Origin of the sequence: Vogesella fluminis, from assembly GCF_014652335.1 — a bacterium.
GTDB classification, from domain to species: Bacteria; Pseudomonadota; Gammaproteobacteria; order Burkholderiales; family Chromobacteriaceae; genus Vogesella; species Vogesella fluminis.
In genome coordinates, this window is sequence record NZ_BMYP01000008.1 from 32,580 (window position 1) to 53,149 (window position 20,570).

The following is a 20,570-nucleotide window of genomic DNA, read 5'->3' on the forward strand; positions in this document are numbered from 1 at the left end:
CCAAGAGCGGCTGGACAAGATGCACCGGCTTGGCGACACTGGCGTCTCATCATCACGCCCTCCGGGAGCCCTCCATGCCACACCACTGCTACGGCATTATCCAAACCCGCTTCGGTACGGTGGTGGCATGGCGAAATACCGCCGGTGCACTGCAGCGGCTGGAATTCCATGTCGAACGGGAGCTGGAACGCGCGGCTGCGCTGGGTATCGTCCGTGACGATGCCGCACTGGCCACGGTCGCCGCGCAGTTGCAGGAATACGAAAACGGCCAGCGCCGCGACTTCAGCGTGCCGCTGGCAGCGGAAGGCACGCCGTTCCAGCAACGGGTATGGGCAGAGCTGCTGCGCATCCCGTTCGGCACCACCATCAGCTACGGCGAGCTGGCACAGCGTATCGGCGCCCCTGGCGCGGCGCGGGCCGTCGGCCGTGCCAACGCCACCAACCCGATCGCACTGATCGTGCCCTGCCATCGCGTGATCGGCGCCAGCGGCAAGCTTACCGGTTATGCCGGAGGCCTGCCGCTGAAGGCGGCGCTGTTGCAATTCGAGCTTGACCACACACCGGCAGCACTGTTTGCCGGGCCCGGCACCGGCCACTGACGACCGCAAGCATCGTCTGCATCGGCCGCCGTCACAAAGCGTCACAGAGTCGATACAAAACCGCCGACCACGGTTTTCTTCTGCTGCTTACACTGCCATCACGTAATGCAACAGGAGAAGCACCATGCGCAAATCACTCATCATGACCGGTCTGACTTTCGTGCTGGCAACGAGTGCCGCCACCGCTCATGCCGGTGATCTTGACCATGTTATCGGTGGCGCCATCGGCGGCGCAGCCGGTGCCGCCATCGGCCAGTCGGTCGGCGGGCACGACGGTGCCGTGGTCGGCGGGGCCATCGGCGCCGCCACCGGCGTGATCCTGACCCGTCCGGTGCGCGAACAGGTAATCGTACGCCCGGCGGCCCGCCCGGTCTACGTTTACGAGCGCGACTACCGCCCGGCCCACTACCACAAGTTCAAGCATCACAAGTTCAAGCATCATCGCCACGATCATGGCCATCGCCGCGACTGGCGCGATTGATCGCCACACACCGCCCGCGTGTTGGCACACCCTGCCCGGACTCCCCCATCGTCCCGGCAGGGTTTTTCTTGTCCGCCGCACGGCCCGCGCCCACCCCCTGATCTCCCCGGCCTGCGGCCAACGTTGGCCGCGCATTGACAAGCGCCGGCGGCAAGAGGACGATCACCTCCCCCTCAACAAAGGATAGTCCGATGACCGACTTCATCGACTGGGACACCCTGGCCCGCGAGGCCCGTGCCGCCGCGCGCCACGCCTATGTGCCGTACAGCCGCTTTGCCGTGGGCGCTGCGATCCTGAGCGCCGACGGCAGGATCGTGCGCGGCTGCAATGTGGAGAATGCCTCCTTCGGCCTGACCAACTGCGCCGAGCGCACCGCCATCTTCAGCGCCCGCGCCGCCGGCATGGAAGCGGTGCTGGCGGTGTGCATCTACACCCCCACCGACGTGCCGACCCCGCCCTGCGGCGCCTGCCGCCAGGTGCTGAACGAGTTCGGCCCCGACATGGCGGTGCGTGCCATCTGCAACGGCCCGGACGTCATCGACACCACGCTGTCGCAGTTGCTGCCGGGCGCCTTCGGCCCGAAAAACCTGAGCGACGCCGGCTGACAAAACAACAGCGCCAGCATCGCTGCTGGCGCTGTGTCATGTGGCGGCAGTGCTCAGTCGCCCGCCGGCCGGCTGACGATCGCCAGCGGCAGCCACTGCGGCCACCAGCCCTCGCCGGCCGCCGCGTGCAGCACCGACACCCCCAGTGACGGCACCGCCAGCAGCTCGCCGGCGTCGTCCTCCAGCAACGGCCAGTCCAGCCGCAGCTGCGGCGGCACGCCGGCCTCCTGGAACACCGTCTTCACCGGCTTGCGGCCAACCTTGAGCGGCAGTTTCTCGCCGCCGGAACGCGGCAGCACGTCCAGCAAGCGGCCCTGCCAGTCGTCCGGCAGGCCGCCCGGCGCGCGGCGCCAGGACAACTCGCCGTGCGGCAAGCGCAGCGTCTCGCCGACGACACAGCACAGCGGCCACGGTTGCGGCGCCACCCGCGGCAAGGCCAGCAGCCGCTGCCGGTAGCGCAGCAGCACCAGCGACTGGTACTCCAGCAAGGGGTGCGTGGCGGGGGCGGCGCTGCGCACCTGGGCCAGCCAGCTGTACAGCGACTCCGGACTCGGCAACGCCAGCCCCAGCTGCGTCAGCCACGCCAGCACCACGTGGCGCTGACGCGCATCCGACAGTGCCAGCAGCGCCGGCAGGTCCAGCTCGCGGCCGCGCTGCACCTGCGCCAGATCCATCGCCGCCAGGGTGTCGACCATCTCGGCGGCGTCGGCCATGCGCTGCGCCAGCCGTGCCAGCTGCCTGTCCAGTGCCGGCGTGCGCTGGCGCAAGCGCCCCATCACCTCGTGGCGCAGGAAATTGCGCAGGTAATGATCGGTATCGGCATTGCTGTCGTCCTCCACCCACTGCAGCTGCCGCGCCGCGGCATAGCTCGCCAGCGCGCTGCGGCCAACCTTGAGCAGGGGGCGCCACAATTGCCGGCCCTGGTGTTCGCGCAGCAGTGGCATCGCTGCCAGCGCCCGCGGCCCGCCGCCGCGCAACACTTGCAGCAGCACCGTTTCGCTCTGGTCGTCGGCGTGATGCGCCAGCGCGATCACGTCGGCGCCACCGTCGGCAAAGGCCTGATAGCGCGCCTTGCGCGCCTCGGCCTCCAGGCTGTCGCCGCCACCGGCCCGCACCGCCACCCGCACCACGCGCAGCGGCACCTGGCGCGCACGGCACCAGTCCTCGCACGCGCGCACCCAGTCATCGGCCTGCGCGCTGAGGCCGTGATGCACGTGCAGTGCCGAAAATGCCGGCCCGCCGCGCTCGTCACGCCAGCGACACAGCAAATCCAGCAGTACCACCGAATCCATGCCGCCCGACAACGCCAGCTCCAAACGACACTGGCCGGACAAAGCGTCCGGCCAGTATTGGATCAGCGTGTCGAGCAGGTCAGGCGGCGTCTTCCTTGAAGCGGCCATAGCTCATCAGTCTGTCAAAGCGGGTTTTCAGCAACTCATCCAGGCCACGGGCGCCGGCTTCTTTCAGCTGCTCCTGCAGCGCGCGCTTCAGTGCCGTCATCATCGCGGCGTGATCGCGGTGGGCGCCGCCCAGCGGCTCGTTCACCACGCGGTCGATCAGGCCCAGCGACTTCAGGCGCGGTGCGGTAATGCCCAGCGCTTCGGCGGCATCACCGGCGCGCTCTGCGGTCTTCCACAGGATGGAAGCGCAGCCTTCCGGCGAGATCACCGAATAGGTGGAGTACTGCAGCATGTTGACGTAGTCGCCGACCGCAATCGCCAGCGCACCACCGGAGCCGCCCTCACCGATCACGGTGACGATGACCGGCACCTTCAGGCGCGCCATCTCGTACAGGTTGCGGCCGATGGCCTCGGACTGGCCGCGCTCTTCAGCGCCGATGCCGGGATAGGCACCAGGGGTGTCGACAAAGGTCATTACCGGCAGGCCGAACTTCTCGGCGGTGCGCATCAGGCGCAGCGCCTTGCGATAGCCTTCCGGACGCGGCATGCCGAAGTTGCGGGCGATCTTTTCCTTGGTGTCGCGGCCCTTCTGGTGACCGATCACCATCACCGGCCGGCCGTTGAAACGCGCCAGACCGCCAACGATGGCCGGGTCGTCAGCAAAGGCGCGATCACCGCGCATTTCCTGGAAGTCGGTAAACAGGCCGTCAATGTAATCCAGCGTGTACGGACGCTGCGGATGCCGCGCCACGATGGCGATCTGGGAAGGTGTCAGTTTGCTGTAGAGCGTCTTGGTGAGCTCCTGGCTTTTTTTCTGCAGGCGGGAAATCTCTTCCGAGATATCCAGCACGGAGTCATCCTGAACAAAACGGAGTTCTTCTATCTTGTTCTCGAGCTCGGCAATCGGTTGCTCAAAATCGAGAAAGGTCGGCTTCATTGATACATTTCCGATTCGGGGTAATCCGGCAATGATAGCATGAGGCCGGAGCGATGAGCACCACCCTGTCCGACAAAATGCAAACGTCCTCAGATGTGTAAAAACGGCTATCCGTTCAAATTTTGCAGCCGCCCCCTTGCAGCCCCGGCCAAGCTGTGCTTTAATTCGCCTCCTCGCTGAACGGCGCAGCAAACATGCGCCACAGCAGACAGCATTCGGGCGTTTAGCTCAGTTGGTAGAGCGTCTGCCTTACAAGCAGAATGTCGGCGGTTCGACTCCGTCAACGCCCACCACGGTTGGAGCGGTAGTTCAGTTGGTTAGAATACCGGCCTGTCACGCCGGGGGTCGCGGGTTCGAGTCCCGTCCGCTCCGCCAACCAGACAAAACCCATTCATGTATGCATGAATGGGTTTTGCTTTTCCGATACCACCCCGCGCCCGTTACGAAGTGGGGCCGCCATCTTACTCGGTAAACGGCAACGGCTTGCCCGCAGCCCGCCGGTCAGCCCCGCCCATTACCGCCAGCAGGTCATCCAGTCCATCTGCCAGTTGCTGCAGCTGACTGCCGCTGAGACGCGCCAGCGCTTCCGGCAACCAGCCACGCGGCGCTACCGCCACCTTGCCGATCAATGCCGCCCCCTGCTCGCTCAACGCCACCTGCACCACCCGCTGATCCTGCTCGCTGCGCATACGCGTCACCAGTCCGGCCGCCACCAGCCGGCTGAGCATATTGCTGAGCGTGGCCGGCTTGATCGCCAGGCGCGCGGCCAACTCTCCGGCACGCAACGGTCCCGCTTCATGCAATTCAGCCAGCACCCAGGCTTGTGCGCCAGAGACGCCCAGTTGCGCCTCGATATTGGCAGAGTGCTGTTGCGCGGAGCGGAAAACGACACGAAAGCGCTGCAGAACATCTAACGCCATCACGGGAACTTTATCGGCCACTGGTAACTCACTGGAACAGGACATTTGTTTTGTGCAAAATAAAATAACAGAGGAGAAGAACATGCTGAACACGGAATACCTGGCCGGTACCGCCGCGACATTGGGCATGGAGCTGGAGATCCAGCTGATCGACAAACAAACGCTCGACCTTGCGCCTCGCGCCGACGCAATATTACATACGCTACAGCAAAGCACAACGGCCAGACACTTCAAACAGGAGGTTACCTGCTCGATGCTGGAGCTAAACAGCAGCATTCATGACAACAGCGCCACACTGGAGGCTGAAATGCTGCAGCTGGGCGCACAACTATGCGCAGCCGCCGCACTGCTGGACGTACGGCCTTGCGGCGGTGGCACCCACCTGTTCCAGGACTGGCGTGAACGCCGGATCTCCGACTTTCCACGCTACCGGCATTTCGCCGAACACTACGGCTATCTGGCACGGCAGTTCACCGTTTTCGGCCAGCATGTGCATGTCGGCTGCCCGGATGGCGATACCGCCATCTGGCTGACGCATGCGCTAAGCTACTACATCCCGCACTTTCTTGCCCTATCCGCCTCCTCTCCCTATCTCCAGGGTGAGGACAGTGGCTTTGCCTCGTCGCGCAGCAATATCGTACGCGCCTTTCCCTGCAGCGGGCACCTGCCGCAATTCGTGCGCAACTGGCAGGAATTCCAGGGCCACGTTGCCGAGCTGGAGCATGCCGGCATTATCAGCAGCCTGAAAGACCTGTACTGGGATATCCGCCCCAAACCGGAGTACGGCACGGTCGAGGTTCGCATTTTCGATACCCCGCTGGACATTCTGCACAGCGTGGCACTGGCGGCACTGGTGCAAACACTGGTGCGCTACTTGCTGGACGAACGGCCACCACAGCCAGGACGTGCCGCACTGTACTGCGTCTATGATTTCAACCGCTTCCAGGCCGCCCGCTTCGGCCTGGAAGCCGACATCCACGACGTACGCAGCGGCAAGCGCATTGCGCTGGCACCCGCCATCCTCGACCTGCTGCAACAGCTGTCTCCCTATGCTTCCGGCCAGCATGCACGGGATTGTCTGGGGCGACTGGCACAGCGCGCCCACCATCGCCACGGCGACTACAGCCTATTGCGCGAACATGCCGCCAATGGCCTTGGCTGCCCCCAGCTCGTTTGCGAGGCGGCCGATCTGTGGCAGCCGGTAGCCGGCTAGCGCCTGCTGCCATATTGCGGCCAACGTTGGCCGCAACCTACCGGCTCTTGCCCCACCGCCACAGGTAAAGGCCGATCAGCACACCGGCCATATCGGCCGCCACGTCGCCCGCCTCCGCGCTGCGGGTCAACGTCAGGCTGCCCTGCGCCAGCTCGGACAGCAGCGCCCAGGCCAGGCACAGCCACAAGGTTGGCCGCAACGGCGGCCGCTGGCGGGCGGCAAGGCTGCGCGCCAGCAGCCACGCCCACACCGCGAACAGCAGCGCGTGGCCCAGCTTGTCGAAATGGGGAATCGCCGACGGTGCACCGGCCGGCTTCAGCAACAACAGGTAAACGGAAAACAGCCACCAGCTGGCGGCGGCCAGGCTGTGACGTAACGGGAGCGACAACACGACCTCACCTTGTTTCAAGCGTGCCGCCCGTCACCGCGCAGCCACAACCGGACCGGCCTGCCGGTTGGGCAGACCGGGCCCTCACCGTCCTAGTGCGCGACGGCGATCATCTGCACCGTGCGCAGCGCGGACAGCTCGCGGCCGCCGGCGTAGCTGACCGACGACTGCAGGTCTTCCTGCAGTTCCTGCAGCAGGCGGCCGATGCTGCCCTTGTACTCGACCAGGATCTTCTTGCCTTCCACGTTCTTGTACTCGCCCTTGTTGAACTGCGAGGCGCTGCCGAAGTATTCCTTGTAATGCTTGCCGTCGATCTCGACGATCTCACCCGCCGATTCGTCGTAGCCGGCAAACAGCGAGCCGGCCATCACCATGCTCGCGCCGCAGGCCAGCGCCTTGGCCACGTCACCGTGCTCGACGATGCCGCCGTCGGCGATCACCGGCACCGACACTGCGGCGGCGCAGTCACGCACTGTGGCCACCATCGGGCGGTGAAAGCCGGTCTTGTTCTTGGTGATGCACACCCGGCCGCCGGCGATGCCGGCCTTGATTGCGTCGCAGCCCCAGTCCTGCAGCTCGCGCGCCGCCTCGGCGGTGGCGATGTTACCGCCGATCAGGAAGCTGGCCGGGAACTCGCGCTTGATGAAGCGGATCATCTGCTCCGCCTTCACACACCAGGCATTGGCGACATCAAGGGTGATGTATTCCGGGCTCAGCCCGGCAGCCTGCAATGCGGCCAGCTGCTGCAATGTATCGTCGTTGACACCGACGCTGATCGAGGCAAACAGACCCTTGGCCTGCATGTCGCGCACGAAACCCACGGCATCGATATTGAAGCGGTGCATGGTGTAGAACCAGTTGCGGCGCGCGAAGTATTCGCAGGTTTCGGCGTCGACCACGCTCTTCATGTTGGCCGCATAGAGCGGCATCGCGAAACGGCGCGGGCCGAACTGCACCGAGGTGTCGCACTCCTTGCGGCTGTCGACGACGGTTTTTTTCGGAACGAGATAGACATCGCCGTAATTGAGTTCGGTGTTGATCATCAGCTGTTACTCCAATTGCATTCGGGAAAGCATTCATAAAATGATGCGGCAGCGCCGTTCCGGATAGCAGTGCCTGTTTCGGGAGCCCCCAAATAAAAAGCGAAAGCCGGGCGGCTTTCGCTTGCAATTTTCCCGCCCTGCGGCGCGAGCGGGCGCAGGGCAAACGGTTCTGACTATACGCGGCGCAAAATCGGGGCGTCAAGCGCTAATTGTCGAGCCAGGACAGGATCGGGCGCCACGCCTCGATATCACGCCGCACCCGCGCCGGCGGCAGATCGAACAGGGTCAGCCCGGCGCCGGCGGCCTGCACGTAGAACTGGGTATCGCGGATCCAGCCCAGCACCGGCACCTGATAGCGTGACAGGAAGCTTTCCAGCTCGCGTGCGGAGCGGGTACGCGGATCGACACGCATGCCGACCACGCCGACGAAGGTCTTCTCCTTGCGCACCGCCTTTTCCGCCAGCAAGGCGTCAAAGAATTCGCTGCTGGCCCACATGTCGAACGGCGACGGCTGGATCGGCACGATGACACGATCGACCTTCTTCACCAGCGCGCGCAACCGCTTGCCGTCCAGCCCGGCCGGGCTGTCAAGGATCACCACCTGGGTGTCCTTCGGCGGCTTGGCCAGGCCCTCGATCATCTGCCAGCCCTGGATCGCCGGCGCCGCTGGCGGACGCTGCGCCAGCCAGTTCAGCGACGACTGCTGCTTGTCGATGTCGCCCAGCATCACCCTGGTCGCCTGCGATGCGTAAAAACCGGCGATATTGGTCGACAGCGTCGACTTGCCGCTGCCGCCCTTGGGGTTTGCCACCAGTATCGAATACGCCATAACACCTTTCGCTGTGTTTGCTTGCCGGTCGCGGCGACGCCACTACCCGCCGGGCATTTTATGATAAAAGACAGCTGACCACGCGGCTTTACCCACCCACCCGCCACACAAGGATAAGCACACCATGCCGTACGACGCCATTTTGCTGGACATGGACGGACTGATGATCGACACCGAGCAGCTCTGTGCCCAGGCCTGGCGCGATGCCGCCAGTGAGCTGGGCACCCGCATCGGCGAGGACACCCTGCACCAACTGGTCGGCCTCAGCCACCAGCACTGCCTGCGCTACCTGCAGCAGCACCCCGAGCTGTCCGCGCACATGCCGACACTGGCGCTGCTGAACCGACAGTACTACCACCAGCAGCTGCAGCACGGCGACATTCCGCTCAAGCCCGGCATCACCGCACTGCTGGACTGGCTGCGGCAGCAGGCGATCCCCTGCGCCGTCGGCACCGCCACCGAGGGGCCGCTGGCACAGCTGAAGCTGCAACGCAGCCAGCTGGCTCCCTACTTCCGGCACGTGGTCAGCGCCAACGACGTCGCCAACAGCAAGCCGGCACCGGACATCTACCTGGCGGCGGCGGCACGGCTGCAGGTGGCGCCGGCACGCTGCATCGTGCTGGAAGACTCGGTACACGGCGCCAGCGCCGCGCTGGCGGCCAACATGCGGGTGATCATCGTGCCGGACATCGTGCAGCCGCCCGCCAGCATGGCAAAACAGGCCCTGGCAGTATGCAAGGACCTGTTTGCCGCGCGGGCACTGCTGCAACAGCTGCGGGACGCTTAGAACCTGCTCTAATGTCTGCTGCGCTTCGGCGATACCGCGTTAAAAACGCCTTCGGAATGCTCATTGACCCCATGTCAACTCCGCTTCCTCAGCCGTTTTCGCCTTGTCTCGCTCTCGCTCGCGAGACTTTGAACAGATTCTTAGCCCTCGTTGGCGTTGATCTGCGCCACCAGCTCGCCCAGCACGCGCTCGGCCTGGTCGTTGTCGACCTGGCAGGTGCCGGCGGCTTCGTGGCCACCGCCGCCGTACTTCAGCATCAGCTCACCGACGCTGGTGCGGTTGCTGCGGTCGAGAATGGACTTGCCGGTGGCAAACACGGTGTTCTGCTGGTTCAGCCCCCACAGCACGTGGATGGAGATGTTGGCCTGCGGGTACAGCGCGTAGATCATGAAGCGGTTGATCGGGTGGATCAGCGTCTCGTTGCGCAGGTCCAGTACCACCACCTTGCCCTCGACGCGGGCGCAGCGCTGGATCTGTTCCTTGGCCGCTGCCTCGTGCTCGAAGTACAGCTCGACGCGCTCGCGCACATCCGGCAGCCGCAGGATCTCGTCGATGGAGTGGTCGCGGCAGTACTTGATCAGGTCCATCATCAGCGCATAGTTGCTGATGCGGAATTCGCGGAAACGACCCAGGCCGGTACGGGCATCCATCAGGAAGTTGAGCAGCACCCAGCCGCTCGGATCAAGGATCTCGCCGCGCGCAAACTGCGCGGCGTCGGCCTTGTCCACCGCCGCCATCATGTCGTCGGCGATCATCGGGAAGCGCTGCTTGCCACCGTAGTAGTCGTACACCACGCGCGCGGCGGACGGTGCCGCGGCGTCGATGATATGGTTCTGCTTGCCGGAGGTGTTGCGCAGGGTTTCGGACAGGTGGTGGTCAAAGGCCAGGTGCGCGGCTTCGACGTATGGCAGGTTGGTGGTGATGTCGCGCTCGGTGATGTCGACCTTGCCGTCCTGCATGTCTTTCGGGTGCACGAATTTGATGTCGTCGATCAGCCCGAGCTCGTTGAGCAACACCGCGCAGACCAGACCATCGAAATCACTGCGCGTCACCAGACGAAACTGTCCTGTTGTCATTTCTGTTTCCCTGCCCTGTTTCCATGAATGATGATTCGATCGGGCCGTCTGCCGCCACGATCAGTGCTGTCGGCAACTGTACCGCAGTCGGCAAGGGCGTGATAGCCCTGCCGGCTTGTCAGCCACTACCCAGCACCGCATAATCCTGACATATTGCTCCGTCCCCGGGCCTTGCCGCTTGAAATCGCGGCCACGGCCGCCATTTCAGCAGACACAGCGCAGTGATTCCGGTGCCGGCCAGTGCAGAACTGCGGCCCGCCTCACCGCCCCCGCAGCAGGTCGGCCGCCGGCCGGACCGCTTTTGAGAGACCAAGAAAGGCACCATGCTGTACGCAATCACAGGCACCGACGCCCCCAATTCCCTCGACAACCGCCTGGCGGCACGGCCGGAACACTTGGCCCGCCTGCAGGCACTGCAGAACGACGGCCGGCTGCTGCTGGCGGGTCCGTTCCCGGCCATCGACAGCAACGATCCCGGCCCGGCCGGCTTCAGCGGCAGCCTGATCGTCGCCGAATTCGACTCGCTGGCCGCAGCCGAGCAATGGGCGAAGGCCGATCCCTATGTCGCCGCCGGCGTCTACGCCAGCGTCAGCGTCAAGCCGTTCCGCAAGGTGCTGCCGGCATGAGCGCCATCATCGAAACCATGCGCCAGCGCCTGGCAGCACTGGCGCCGGAACACCTCGACATCGAGGACGACAGCGCGTCCCATGCCGGCCACGCCGGCGCCAAGAGCGGTGGCCACTACAATGTGCTGATCGTCAGCGCCTGTTTCAGCGGCAAGTCGCGCATCGAGCGGCAACGCATGGTGTACGATGCCCTCGGCGACTTGATGCAGCAGGGCATTCACGCCCTGGCACTCAAAACCCTTACTCCGGACGATCTCTGAAATCCATCCCATGAAGAAATCACTCACTCTCGCGGCCCTGCTGCTGGCTGCCGTCGGCAGCACCCCGAGCCTGGCCGCACCGGTAGCCACCGTCAACGGCAGCGCCATCGACAGCAGCACCCTGGACCAGGCCGTGAAACAGCTCATCGGCAGCAGCAATGGCCAGCTGAAAGACAGCCCGGCGCTGCGCGAAGAAGTGCGCCAGCGCCTGATCAATCGCGAGCTGATCGTGCAGGCTGCCGCCAAGGCCGGCCTCGACAAGAAGCCGGAATTCCAGCAGCAGCTGGCCGAAGCGCGCACCGAATTGCTGCAGCAGGCCTTCTTCCAGCAGCGCCTCAGCACCAGTGCGGTGTCGGACAGCGCGCTGAAGGCGGCCTACCAGCAGTACAGCGCGCGCTTTAACGGCGTGAAGGAAGTCAAAGTCCGCCAGATCATCGTCAACAGCGAAGCCGACGCCAACAGCGTGCTGGCCGAGCTGAAAAAAGGCGCCAAGTTCGAAACCCTGGCCGCCAGCAAGTCCACCCACCAGCCAAGCCGCGAACGCGGTGGCGACCTGGGCTGGGGAAATCTGGCGTCCATGGAACCGCCACTGGCCGCCGCGCTCCAAGCCATTCCCAAAGGCAAGTTCAGCGCCCAGCCGCTGCGCTCCGGCCTCGGCTGGCACCTGTTCAAGGTAGAGGACATCCGCGACGCGAAGCCGCTGCCTTTTGATACCGTCAAGCCGCAGATCGCCCGCGATCTGCAGGACAAAGCGATTAGTGACTCGATCGGCGAATTGCGTCAGAAAGCCAACATTCAATAACCACTGGAAACCCCGATGAACTTCCCTTTGAAAAAAACCCTGATTGCCGTCAGCCTGCTGACCGCCACCGCTTGCGCGTTCGCCACTTCGGTCAATGGCGTTGCCATCAGCCAGCAGCGTATCGATGCCATCACCCGCATGATGGAAGCGCAAGGCCAGAAATCGACGCCGGAAATGGCGCAAATGGTCAAGGATCAGCTGATCACCGCTGAAATCCTGCGTCAGGAAGCCGTGAAGAAGGGCCTGGACAAGTCCGCCGACTACCTCGCCGAAATCGAGAACGCCAAGGCGATGGCACTGGCCAACCGCCTGATCAAGGAACACCTGCGCACCAACCCGGTGACCGACGCCCAGGCCCGTGCCGAGTACGACAAGGTGAAGGCCGAGTTCCCGGAGCGCAAGAGCTTTGACGCCAGCCACATCCTGGTGAAGACCGAAGCCGAAGCCAAGGCCGTGATCGAGGCGCTGAAAAAGGGCAAGCCGTTCGCGCTGCTGGCCAAGGAAAAATCGCTGGATCCGGGTTCCAAGGACAACGGCGGCAGCCTGGGCTGGAACGAGCCGGGCACCTTCGTGGCCCCGTTCTCCGAGGCGATGGTGAAGCTGGCCAAGGGTCAGGTGACCGCCACCCCGGTGAAGACCGATTTCGGCTTCCACGTCATCAAGCTGAACGACGTGAAAGTGGAAGCGGCACCGCCGCTGGAAACCCTGCGTCCGCAGCTGGAGCAGCGTATCCAGTCGCAGCGCGTCGAAGCACTGATCAAGTCGCTGAAGGCCAGCGCCAAGGTTCAGTAACAGGGCACCCTGCCCGAGCATGAAAAAACCGGCTGCTGGCCGGTTTTTTCATGACAGCGCACGCTCGGTTCAGTCATCCCGTTCCACCCAGCCCGGCTCGCGCTTCTCGTTGAAGGCGCGCACGCCTTCCAGCTGTTCCGCACTGCCGATCAGCGCCAGGAACGCCTCTTTTTCTGCTGCCAGCTGTGCGGCCAACGTTTGCGCCGGACTGGCTTCGATCAGCCTTCGTGCGGCACGGATCGCCTGCGGCGACTGCTCACGCACCCGCGCCGCCAGGCTCAGCGCCACGATCTTGGCCAGCCCGCTTTCCACCACCTCTTCCACCAGCCCGATGGCCAGCGCCTTGTCGGCGCTGACGAACTCGCCGCCAAGGATGAGGCGTTTCGCCCACGGCACGCCGACGCGGTCGGTCAGCGCCTTGGTACCGCCGGCACAGGGGATCAGCCCGACACGCGCCTCCGGCAGCCCAAGGCTGGCACCGCGCTCGGCCACGATGTAGTCACAGGCCAGTGCACACTCCAGCCCTCCACCCAACGCGAAGCCGTTCACCGCTGCCACCGTCACGCCGGGATAGTTACGCACCGCGTCAAACGCCAGCGTAAAGGCATCCACCACCTTGCCGGCGGGTGCCGCCGCGTCGTCGCCAAACAGTGCAAGATCGGCACCGGCCGAGAAGTAGCGATCACCGGCACCGGTCAACACCACCGCGCGGATGCCGGCATCGGCCGCCAGCGCACCCATCGCCCCGGCCAGCTCCTGCAACGACTCTATCGTCCACACATTGGCCGGCGGATTGTTGATGGTGACGATGGCCGACTGGCCAAGACGTTCGACAATGATTTTTTGTGTCATGTGGCACTCCTCCGGCCTCGGCAAGACCCAGCTGAAGCGCAATATTCAACAGCGTTATTCACGATGTATACACCGGGGAAATGGCTAATTTTTGAGCATTGGCGCTGTTTTCCAGCTTTAAAAATGGACCAGGTTACTGATATTGCAAGTTTTAGCCGCTCAGACAAGCGGCGGCATAATTTGGTGCCCGACATTCAATAAACAGCATTTACAGATGGCAACCGGTAACAAGTCCCGCGCGTATGCTGGCATGGCTGCTAAACTGGCGGCCATCATTTTGCCCATGTTGTCACCCATGCTGGAAATCAGCCTGCTGTCCCTGTTTCTTGCCGGCCTGCTCGGCGGTGTGCACTGCCTTGGCATGTGCGGCGGCATCGTCACCGCCATTTCGCTGGGCAAGTCGCAAGCGGCGCCGCTGTGGCACCTGTTGTGCTACAACGTTGGCCGCATCAGTAGCTACGTCTGCGCCGGTGCGCTGCTCGGCGGCCTGGCACAGTGGGGGCTGAGCCAGGCGGCGTACCAGCCGTTGCAGACCGCGCTGTTCATCGCGGCCAACCTGCTGCTGATCCTGCTCGGCCTGTACCTGGCCGGCCTGTCCGCCGCCATCACCCGCATCGAGCACCTTGGCCGGCCGCTGTGGCGGTGTCTGCAGCCGCTGACCCGCCGCTACCTGCCGGTGCGCACCGCCCGCCAGGCGCTGCTGGCCGGCGCGATCTGGGGCTGGCTGCCGTGTGGCCTGGTCTACACCGCCAGCATCGCCGCGCTGGCCTCCGGCGGTGCCGGCCAGGGGGCGCTGGTGATGCTGGCCTTCGGTCTCGGCACCCTGCCCAACCTGCTGCTGATGGGGCTGTTTGCCAGCAAGCTGCAGCAGCTGAAACAGCAACGGCCAGTCCGCCTGGTGGCGGGGCTGGCCGTGATGGCACTCGGTAGCTGGCACCTGTGGCTGCTGCTTACATCAACTGGCTGAGCGCGGTCACGTTGCTGCGGAACATTTCCAGATAGCTGCGCGCGCCGGGCTGGCTGGAAAGCGCATCGGAGTACAGCTTGCCGCCGACCTTGACGCCAGCCTCTTTCGCCAACTGGTCAATCAGGCGCCGGTCGGACATGTTCTCGATGAACACCGCCTTCACCTGTTCCTTTTTCACCTGCCGGATCAGCTGCGCCACCGACTTGGCCGAGGCCTCGGCGTCGGTGCTCACCCCTTGCGGCGCCATGAAGCGGATCGCGTAGCGCTGGCCGAGGTAGGCAAAGGCGTCGTGCGAGGTCAGCACCTTGCGCCGCGCCGCCGGCACCGCGGCAAACTGCTTGCCGGCCCAGCTGTCCAGCTCCTGCAGCCGCGCCTTGTAGGCGGCGGCGCGCTCGCGGTAGTACGCGGCACCGGCGGCATCGGCGCGGCTGAGGCCGGCGGCGATATTGTCGACATAACGCAGCACGTGCTGCGGGTTGTGCCAGGCGTGCGGATCGACACGGCCGTGGTCGTGACCGTGCTCATCATGGCCATGTTCGTCATGGCCGTGCTCGTCTTCCGCCACCGCCAGCGGCTTGATGCCGTTAGCGGCGGTCACGGTCACGCCCTTGAAGTTGGCCGACTTGTTCAGGCGGTTGATCCAGCCCTCGAAGCCGAGGCCGTTGACCACGAACACCTTGGCTTCGGCCAGCTTCTTGACGTCGGCCGGCTTGGGCTGGAACACGTGGGCGTCCTGGTCGGCGCCGACCAGCGACACCACGCTGACGCGCTCGCCGCCGACTTCACGGGTGATGTCGGCCATGATGCTGAAGCTGGCGACCACCGGCAGGTTGGCCCACGCCACCAGCGGCGACAACAGCAGGCTGCTCACAATAATTTTCCGTACGTTCACGCGCTCAACTCTCCAAATGACGTTGCCGCAGCAGGCGGGGCAACACGCCGCCCTGCGGGGCAACAAACAGCGAAACGATATAGAACAGGCCGGCCAGCAGGATGATGCACGGCCCGGACGGCAGCTCGACGTGATAGGACAGCAGCAGCCCGCCCATACCCGCCAGCGCGGCGATCAGGAAGGCCGCCAGCAGCATGCCGCCGACGGTGGCCGCCCACAGCCGCGAGCAGATCGCCGGCAGCATCATCAGCCCCACCGACATCAGCGTGCCCAGCGCCTGGAAGCCGGACACCAGGTTCAGCACCACCAGCAGCAGGAACAGCAGGTGCCACACGCTGCCGTGGCCGCCGACCGCGCGCAGGAACACCGGATCGAGGCTTTCCAGCAGCAGCGGGCGATAGATCACCGCCAAGGTCAGCAGCGTCACGCTGGCGACGCTGGCCACCAGCAGCAGCGCGGCGTCGTCCACCGCCAGCACCGAACCAAACAGCAGGTGCATCAGATCGACATTGCTGCCGCTGCTGGACACCAGCAGCACGCCGATGGCCAGCGACAGCAGGTAGAAGGCGGCAAAGCTCGCGTCTTCCTTGATCTCGGTAAAGCGCGTCGCGAGTCCAGCAAAACCGGCCACCAGCACGCCGGCGACAAAACCACCGAGGCTCATCGCCGGCAGGCTCAGGCCGGCGATGAGGAAGCCGACCGCGGCGCCGGGCAGCACCGCGTGGCTCATCGCGTCGCCGACCAGGCTCATGCGCCGCATCACCAGGAACAGGCCGACCGGCGCGCTGCCCAGCGCCAGCGCCAGGCACGCCACCAGCGCGCGGCGCATGAAGGCGAATTCGACAAAGGGTGCCAGCACCCATTGGTACAGGAAATCGATCACTGAGTTACTCCATCCACGCGGCACACCGGGGCATTGGCCGACCAGTGCGCCGCGGTGTCGCTGGCGCGGCGCAGCTTGTCCGCGGTCAGCACCTCGGCAGTGTCGCCCCAGGCGATCACCTCGCGCGCCATCAGCAGCGTCTGCGGGAAGTGCTCGCGCACCTGCTGCTCGTCGTGCAGCACCGCGATCACGGTGCGCCCTTCCGCCTTCCAGCGTTCAACCAGCGCCAGCAGGTCGGCTGTGGTAGCCGCGTCGACAGCGTTGAACGGCTCGTCGAGCAGAATCAGCGGCGCGTCCTGCACCAGGATGCGGGCGAACAGCACGCGCTGGAACTGGCCGCTGGACAGCGCGGCAATCGGGCGGGTGGCGAAGTCTTCCAGACCGACGGTCACCAGCGCGTTCCACGACGCATCGTCATCGTTGCGGCCAACCTTGCCGAACAGGCCGCTGCGCTGCCAGTGGCCGCTGGACACCAGGTCGATCACCGACACCGGCAGCGAACGGTCGATTTCCGACTGCTGCGGCAGATAGGCCAGATCGCGGCGCGCCACGCCGCGCATCAGCACGCGACCGGCATCCGGCTTCAGCGCGCCCATGATGGCTTTCAGCAGGGTGCTCTTGCCGGCGCCGTTGGGGCCGAAGATCGCCGTGGCCTGGCCATCGGCAAAGCTGCCACTGACGTGGTGCACGGCGGGGTGGCGACGGTAGGACACCGTCAGGTTTTCCAGCCGGATCATGCCACCTCCTGCAGTGCCCAGAGCACCAGCAGCCACAGCGCGGCCAGCGGCAGCGCGGCCAGCAGCAGGCGCTGGCCGGCGGACAGCGACAGCAGGCGCCAGCGCGGCAGGTGCGAGGTCTCGCCGGTGGCGTGCGGGTGCGGATGGGAGTGCGCATGTACGGCGCCGTGCGCGTGATCGTGCGCATGGTGCTCGTGCTGACGGGAAGGTGCCATGCCGCTCATGCCCCGTTCCCGCTGCCTGCCGGCAGCACGCAGGCCTGGATGGCGGCTTCCAGCGCGTCGGCATTGATGCGGCTGCCGATCACCTCGAAGCGGCTGTCGCGGCGCCACGCCACCTGGTTGGCCGCCCACTGCCCTTCGGTCCAGTTCAGCCACAGCCAGGTGTCCAGCACGCGGAACACGCCCTTGGCGCGTACCAGACCGTCGACCAGTTGCGGCAGGTTGTCGAACAGGTCGGTCAGTACCTCGCCGGAGAACTCCGCGTCCGGCGCGAAGGTCCAGCCCTGCGACTGCCAGCCAGAGGCGTCGCCCGGTCGTACCGCCGGCCGGTAGCGCGACTTGTTCTGCACCGCGGCATTCAGCCACGCCGGATCGGCGGCACCATCGCTGATCTCGGCGATCAGCGACTTGGGCGGAAACAGCGCGGCGGCCTTGTCGCGGTAGGCGGCCAACGTTGGCGCGTCGGCAAGGTCGCACTTGGTGGCCAGCAGCACGTCGGCAATCATCACCTGGTCGCGGTACAGAGGCTGGCGGAAGTAGTCGTTGTTGGCGAACTGGCGCGGATCGACCAGCGTCATCACCGCACCCACTTCCAGCGCCTTGCCCAATGGCTCGGCACGCAGCTCGTCGATCAGCCCGGCAGCGTGGGCGAGGCCGCTGGCCTCGATGATCAGCCGGTCCGGCTTCTCGCGGCGCAACAGGTTGGCGACGGTAACCGTCATCTGCGGCCCGGCGACGCAGCACAGGCAGCCACCGGCGATCTCGGCCACCGGCAGCTCGCCGTTGTCCAGCACCGCGCCGTCGATGCCGATCTCGCCGAACTCGTTGACGATGATCGCCCATTTTTCATGTTGCGGTCGCTGCGCGATCAGGTGGCGCAGCGTCGTGGTCTTGCCCACCCCGAGAAAGCCGGTGAGCACGTTGACGGTGGTTTTTTTCATACTCGACATGCCTGGCACAGTCCGGTCAGTAATAGGTTTTGTTGCGCGATGGCAAAGCCCTGCGCTGCCGCCTGCTGTCGCAGCGTGTCCAGCGCCGGCGCCGCTTCCAGCTCGTTGACGCTACCGCAGGCGGTGCACACCAGGATCAGCCCTTCGTGGCAGCAGCCGACGTGACTGCACACGATATAACCGTTGAGCGCGTCGACCTTGTGCAGCAGGCCGGCTTCCACCAGGAAATCCAGCGCCCGGTACACCGTCGGCGGGGCGGCGATGCCGCGCTCGCGCTGCAGGTCGGCCAGCACCTGATAGGCCTTGACCACGCCTTCGTGCGCCAGCACCAGCTCCAGCACCTGACGGCGCAGCGCGGTCAGCTTCACGCCCTGCTGCTGACACTGCCGGTCGGCAGCGGCAATAAAGCCTGCTTTATCCATGACAAGTCACCGGGTTCAAGGAATGTGAGGAACAGATAGTAACGATTTTCAAATGTTACTATATAACAGCACCATTAACAACTGTTAACTGCCTGCCGTCTTGACCGCAGCCATGCCGTGGTAAGCTCCCGGCATTGATTGTCCATCCCCAAGGAGTCATGCAGATGAAACCGCTATTGCTTGCCGCTGCGTCCTGTACCGTACTGCTGAACCCGGCTTTTGCCGCCGACCCGGTCGCCCAGCGCCAGGAAATCTTCAAGCAGTACAAGCAAACCGTCGCCACCATGGCCAAGACCGTGAAGGGTGAAACGCCGTACAACAAGAACGAATTCGCCAAGCTGGCCGCGCATCTGGATGCGCTGGCACAGCAGCCGTGGCAGCACTTCCCGGCCGGCAGCGACAAGGGCAAGAGTGAGGCGCGGGCCAAGATATGGAGCAAGCCACAAGACTGGAAGGCCGCCATTGCCCAGCACAAGACCGAGACCGCCAAGCTGAAGCAGACCGCTGCCGGCGGTGACCTCGCCGCGATCAAGGCACAGTTCGGCGCCACCCAGAAAACCTGCAAGACCTGCCACGACAGCTTCCGCAACGATTGAGCCTGGCCCACTGCCACCACGTTCAGCCCCGGACGGGGCTGAACTTTTCTGGCGCGCGGTATCCTAAAGTCCGTCGCCACCCGCATCAAGATCATGAAAAAAATTCTCCTGCTTGCCACCCTCGCCCTCCTTGCCACCACCAGCCAGGCCGGTCCCGGTGAAGACCGCCAGAAAGCCTTCAAACAGGTATTGCGCAGCTTTGAACCGATGGGCGTGATGCTGCGCGGCAGCGGCTATCGCAAGGATGCGTTCATCAGGCACGCCGACGCGCTGAAGGCGGTCGCCGCGGCACCATTCGGCCAGTTCAAGCCGGGCACCATCGACAACGTCAGCCGCGCCAAGCCGGCGATCTGGAGCGAACCGGCAAAATGGAAGGCGGAACAGGACAAGTTCCTGCTTGCGGTTGACCGGCTGCAGCAAACCGCGCGCGGCGGCGACCTCGCCGCCATCCGCCGCGACTACGGCGCCGTGGCCGCCAGCTGCAAGGCCTGTCACGACAGCTTCCGCGGCTCGATGCGCTAAGCCGCCGGAAACAAAAACCGCCAGCCGAATCCATATCCGGCTGGCGGTTTTCCATTTCCGGAGGGGCTCAGGCGGCCACGCTGGCCGCCAGCCACGACACGCCGCCGAACACCAGCAGCGCCGCCAGCAGCAACAATACCGGCGCCAGCCACGGCGGCGCAAAGCGCAAGGGCGCAGCATCAGCCGGCAACGCCTTCATCCCGCTCAGCATCGGGCGCACCAGATCGGTGTTGCGGCCAACCTTGTAGAACGCCACCGCCAGCACGTGCATCACCGCCAGCAGCAGCAGCACGTCGAACCAGTCCTTGTGCCAGCCGGTGACCTGTTCGGCCAGCTCGTCATTGCCCAGCAATGCCTTCAGCGGGCCATCGTAGAGGTAGCTGTTGACGTCGGCGGCAAACAGCCCCAGCCCGGTCTGCAGCAACAGCGCCAGCAGCAGCACCAGCACCATCCAGCCACCCAGCGGGTTATGCCCCGGCTGCGCCGTTACCGGCAGCTGTCCGGCCAGATAGGCGCGGATGCGCGCCGGCCCGGCAAGAAAATTGCCGAAGCGCGCCGTCTGACTGCCGCACAGCCCCCACAGCACGCGGAACAGCAGCAGCGCCAGCATCAGCATGCCAAGGCGCAGATGCCATTCCATCCAGTCGCCGCCCTGCTCCGCACTAAACCACAGCCCGGCAAATACTGCTGCCAGTGTCCAGTGAAACAGCCGTGTCGGCACATCCCACACCTTGATCATCCTGCTCATGTCTGCAGCATCCTTTCCCGTT

General features: G+C 64.9%; 27 protein-coding genes and 2 tRNA genes. 14 read left to right on the forward strand and 15 right to left on the reverse strand.

Translation table 11 applies throughout. The annotated features are described in order from the left end of the window. Positions 1-74: 74 nt before the first annotated feature. The 3 genes from IE083_RS15995 to IE083_RS04345 all read left to right on the forward strand — a co-directional run bounded on the left by IE083_RS15995 (position 75) and on the right by IE083_RS04345 (position 1,685). Positions 75-599 (forward strand): methylated-DNA--[protein]-cysteine S-methyltransferase, encoded by a 525-nt coding sequence (locus tag IE083_RS15995; RefSeq protein WP_189352406.1) that lies wholly within the window; start codon positions 75-77, stop codon positions 597-599. A gap of 124 nt (positions 600-723) precedes the next feature. After that, entirely contained in the window at positions 724-1,080 is a 357-nt protein-coding gene (locus IE083_RS04340) for a YMGG-like glycine zipper-containing protein (RefSeq protein WP_189352407.1), read from the forward strand. Between the two features lie 191 nt (positions 1,081-1,271). Next, positions 1,272-1,685 (forward strand): cytidine deaminase, encoded by a 414-nt coding sequence (locus IE083_RS04345; RefSeq protein ID WP_189352408.1) that lies wholly within the window; start codon positions 1,272-1,274, stop codon positions 1,683-1,685. Positions 1,686-1,738: 53 nt separating this feature from the next. Here IE083_RS04345 and tilS read toward each other — a convergent pair whose 3' ends face one another. Together tilS and IE083_RS04355 are read right to left on the reverse strand one after the other, a co-directional pair. Then, positions 1,739-3,085: a tRNA lysidine(34) synthetase TilS gene (gene tilS, locus IE083_RS04350; protein WP_189352409.1), complete on the reverse strand. Its 1,347-nt coding sequence runs from the start codon at positions 3,083-3,085 to the stop codon at positions 1,739-1,741. Then, positions 3,057-4,022, reverse strand: a complete 966-nt coding sequence (locus IE083_RS04355) for an acetyl-CoA carboxylase carboxyltransferase subunit alpha (RefSeq protein ID WP_189352410.1) — start codon at positions 4,020-4,022, stop codon at positions 3,057-3,059. The genes tilS and IE083_RS04355 overlap by 29 nt, the downstream gene beginning before the upstream one ends. A gap of 217 nt (positions 4,023-4,239) precedes the next feature. Here IE083_RS04355 and IE083_RS04360 point away from each other — a divergent pair. Both IE083_RS04360 and IE083_RS04365 read left to right on the forward strand, forming a co-directional pair. Beyond that, positions 4,240-4,315 (forward strand) — tRNA-Val (locus tag IE083_RS04360). Positions 4,316-4,320: 5 nt separating this feature from the next. After that, positions 4,321-4,397: transfer RNA gene (locus IE083_RS04365), tRNA-Asp, on the forward strand. A gap of 86 nt (positions 4,398-4,483) precedes the next feature. On the opposite strand, the gene IE083_RS04370 is transcribed toward IE083_RS04365, so the two are convergent. Continuing rightward, positions 4,484-5,026 carry a MarR family winged helix-turn-helix transcriptional regulator gene (locus IE083_RS04370; RefSeq protein WP_229799605.1) on the reverse strand — a complete coding sequence of 181 codons (543 nt, stop codon included), beginning with the start codon at positions 5,024-5,026 and terminating at the stop codon, positions 4,484-4,486. Between IE083_RS04370 and IE083_RS04375 the strand changes: the two genes are divergently transcribed. Further along, the gene (locus IE083_RS04375; RefSeq protein ID WP_189352411.1) at positions 5,025-6,155 is read left to right on the forward strand and encodes a YbdK family carboxylate-amine ligase; all 1,131 of its coding nucleotides are present in this window, start codon (positions 5,025-5,027) and stop codon (positions 6,153-6,155) included. The two genes, IE083_RS04370 and IE083_RS04375, sit on opposite strands and share 2 nt — an antisense overlap. A gap of 37 nt (positions 6,156-6,192) precedes the next feature. On the opposite strand, the gene IE083_RS04380 is transcribed toward IE083_RS04375, so the two are convergent. The 3 genes from IE083_RS04380 to IE083_RS04390 all read right to left on the reverse strand — a co-directional run bounded on the left by IE083_RS04380 (position 6,193) and on the right by IE083_RS04390 (position 8,415). Next, positions 6,193-6,543 (reverse strand): VanZ family protein, encoded by a 351-nt coding sequence (locus tag IE083_RS04380; RefSeq protein ID WP_229799600.1) that lies wholly within the window; start codon positions 6,541-6,543, stop codon positions 6,193-6,195. A 92-nt stretch (positions 6,544-6,635) separates the two neighbouring features. Beyond that, positions 6,636-7,586 carry a GMP reductase gene (locus tag IE083_RS04385; RefSeq protein WP_189352412.1) on the reverse strand — a complete coding sequence of 317 codons (951 nt, stop codon included), beginning with the start codon at positions 7,584-7,586 and terminating at the stop codon, positions 6,636-6,638. A gap of 205 nt (positions 7,587-7,791) precedes the next feature. Further along, the gene (locus IE083_RS04390) at positions 7,792-8,415 is read right to left on the reverse strand and encodes a nucleotide-binding protein (protein WP_189352413.1); all 624 of its coding nucleotides are present in this window, start codon (positions 8,413-8,415) and stop codon (positions 7,792-7,794) included. A gap of 124 nt (positions 8,416-8,539) precedes the next feature. Here IE083_RS04390 and IE083_RS04395 point away from each other — a divergent pair, with 124 nt between their 5' ends. Beyond that, on the forward strand, positions 8,540-9,202 hold the full coding sequence (locus IE083_RS04395) for an HAD family hydrolase (RefSeq protein WP_189352414.1): 663 nt from the start codon (positions 8,540-8,542) through the stop codon (positions 9,200-9,202). A 140-nt stretch (positions 9,203-9,342) separates the two neighbouring features. On the opposite strand, the gene IE083_RS04400 is transcribed toward IE083_RS04395, so the two are convergent. Beyond that, positions 9,343-10,278, reverse strand: a complete 936-nt coding sequence (locus IE083_RS04400) for a DHH family phosphoesterase (RefSeq protein ID WP_189352415.1) — start codon at positions 10,276-10,278, stop codon at positions 9,343-9,345. 323 nt (positions 10,279-10,601) lie between these two features. Between IE083_RS04400 and IE083_RS04405 the strand changes: the two genes are divergently transcribed. The 4 genes from IE083_RS04405 to IE083_RS04420 are packed head-to-tail and all read left to right on the forward strand — an operon-like array spanning position 10,602 to position 12,758. After that, a complete protein-coding gene (locus tag IE083_RS04405; RefSeq protein ID WP_189352416.1) occupies positions 10,602-10,904 on the forward strand; it encodes a YciI family protein in 303 nt (100 codons plus the stop codon). Continuing rightward, a complete protein-coding gene (locus IE083_RS04410; protein WP_189352417.1) occupies positions 10,901-11,164 on the forward strand; it encodes a BolA family protein in 264 nt (87 codons plus the stop codon). Before IE083_RS04405 ends, IE083_RS04410 begins: the two co-directional genes overlap by 4 nt. Positions 11,165-11,174: 10 nt before the next feature. Beyond that, on the forward strand, positions 11,175-11,966 hold the full coding sequence (locus tag IE083_RS04415; protein ID WP_189352418.1) for a peptidylprolyl isomerase: 792 nt from the start codon (positions 11,175-11,177) through the stop codon (positions 11,964-11,966). 15 nt (positions 11,967-11,981) lie between these two features. After that, positions 11,982-12,758, forward strand: a complete 777-nt coding sequence (locus tag IE083_RS04420) for a peptidylprolyl isomerase (RefSeq protein WP_189352419.1) — start codon at positions 11,982-11,984, stop codon at positions 12,756-12,758. Positions 12,759-12,827: 69 nt separating this feature from the next. On the opposite strand, the gene IE083_RS04425 is transcribed toward IE083_RS04420, so the two are convergent. Further along, positions 12,828-13,610 carry an enoyl-CoA hydratase gene (locus IE083_RS04425; RefSeq protein WP_189352420.1) on the reverse strand — a complete coding sequence of 261 codons (783 nt, stop codon included), beginning with the start codon at positions 13,608-13,610 and terminating at the stop codon, positions 12,828-12,830. Positions 13,611-13,905: 295 nt separating this feature from the next. Between IE083_RS04425 and IE083_RS04430 the strand changes: the two genes are divergently transcribed. Then, entirely contained in the window at positions 13,906-14,577 is a 672-nt protein-coding gene (locus IE083_RS04430) for a sulfite exporter TauE/SafE family protein (protein WP_189352421.1), read from the forward strand. Here the strand turns inward: IE083_RS04430 and IE083_RS04435 are convergent. From IE083_RS04435 to IE083_RS04460, 6 genes are read right to left on the reverse strand one after another with little or no spacing between them, the layout of a single operon-like run. Next, positions 14,561-15,448 carry a metal ABC transporter solute-binding protein, Zn/Mn family gene (locus IE083_RS04435; RefSeq protein ID WP_229799601.1) on the reverse strand — a complete coding sequence of 296 codons (888 nt, stop codon included), beginning with the start codon at positions 15,446-15,448 and terminating at the stop codon, positions 14,561-14,563. The two genes, IE083_RS04430 and IE083_RS04435, sit on opposite strands and share 17 nt — an antisense overlap. 25 nt (positions 15,449-15,473) lie before the next feature. Beyond that, complete coding sequence (locus IE083_RS04440) at positions 15,474-16,298, reverse strand: metal ABC transporter permease (RefSeq protein WP_047966538.1); 825 nt, start codon at positions 16,296-16,298, stop codon at positions 15,474-15,476. A gap of 50 nt (positions 16,299-16,348) precedes the next feature. Continuing rightward, positions 16,349-17,089: a metal ABC transporter ATP-binding protein gene (locus IE083_RS04445; RefSeq protein WP_189352422.1), complete on the reverse strand. Its 741-nt coding sequence runs from the start codon at positions 17,087-17,089 to the stop codon at positions 16,349-16,351. Further along, positions 17,086-17,304: a hypothetical protein gene (locus IE083_RS04450; RefSeq protein ID WP_189352423.1), complete on the reverse strand. Its 219-nt coding sequence runs from the start codon at positions 17,302-17,304 to the stop codon at positions 17,086-17,088. The genes IE083_RS04445 and IE083_RS04450 overlap by 4 nt, the downstream gene beginning before the upstream one ends. A gap of 5 nt (positions 17,305-17,309) precedes the next feature. Beyond that, positions 17,310-18,260 (reverse strand): CobW family GTP-binding protein, encoded by a 951-nt coding sequence (locus IE083_RS04455; RefSeq protein WP_189352424.1) that lies wholly within the window; start codon positions 18,258-18,260, stop codon positions 17,310-17,312. Continuing rightward, positions 18,248-18,682 carry a Fur family transcriptional regulator gene (locus tag IE083_RS04460; RefSeq protein ID WP_189352425.1) on the reverse strand — a complete coding sequence of 145 codons (435 nt, stop codon included), beginning with the start codon at positions 18,680-18,682 and terminating at the stop codon, positions 18,248-18,250. The genes IE083_RS04455 and IE083_RS04460 overlap by 13 nt, the downstream gene beginning before the upstream one ends. 164 nt (positions 18,683-18,846) lie before the next feature. On the opposite strand from IE083_RS04460, the gene IE083_RS04465 reads away from it, so the two are divergent. Together IE083_RS04465 and IE083_RS04470 are read left to right on the forward strand one after the other, a co-directional pair. Continuing rightward, entirely contained in the window at positions 18,847-19,278 is a 432-nt protein-coding gene (locus IE083_RS04465) for a c-type cytochrome (protein WP_189352426.1), read from the forward strand. A gap of 93 nt (positions 19,279-19,371) precedes the next feature. After that, positions 19,372-19,800 carry a c-type cytochrome gene (locus IE083_RS04470; RefSeq protein ID WP_229799602.1) on the forward strand — a complete coding sequence of 143 codons (429 nt, stop codon included), beginning with the start codon at positions 19,372-19,374 and terminating at the stop codon, positions 19,798-19,800. A gap of 67 nt (positions 19,801-19,867) precedes the next feature. Here the strand turns inward: IE083_RS04470 and IE083_RS04475 are convergent, their stop codons facing one another. Further along, the gene (locus IE083_RS04475) at positions 19,868-20,548 is read right to left on the reverse strand and encodes a cytochrome b/b6 domain-containing protein (RefSeq protein ID WP_189352427.1); all 681 of its coding nucleotides are present in this window, start codon (positions 20,546-20,548) and stop codon (positions 19,868-19,870) included. Positions 20,549-20,570 lie beyond the last annotated feature (22 nt).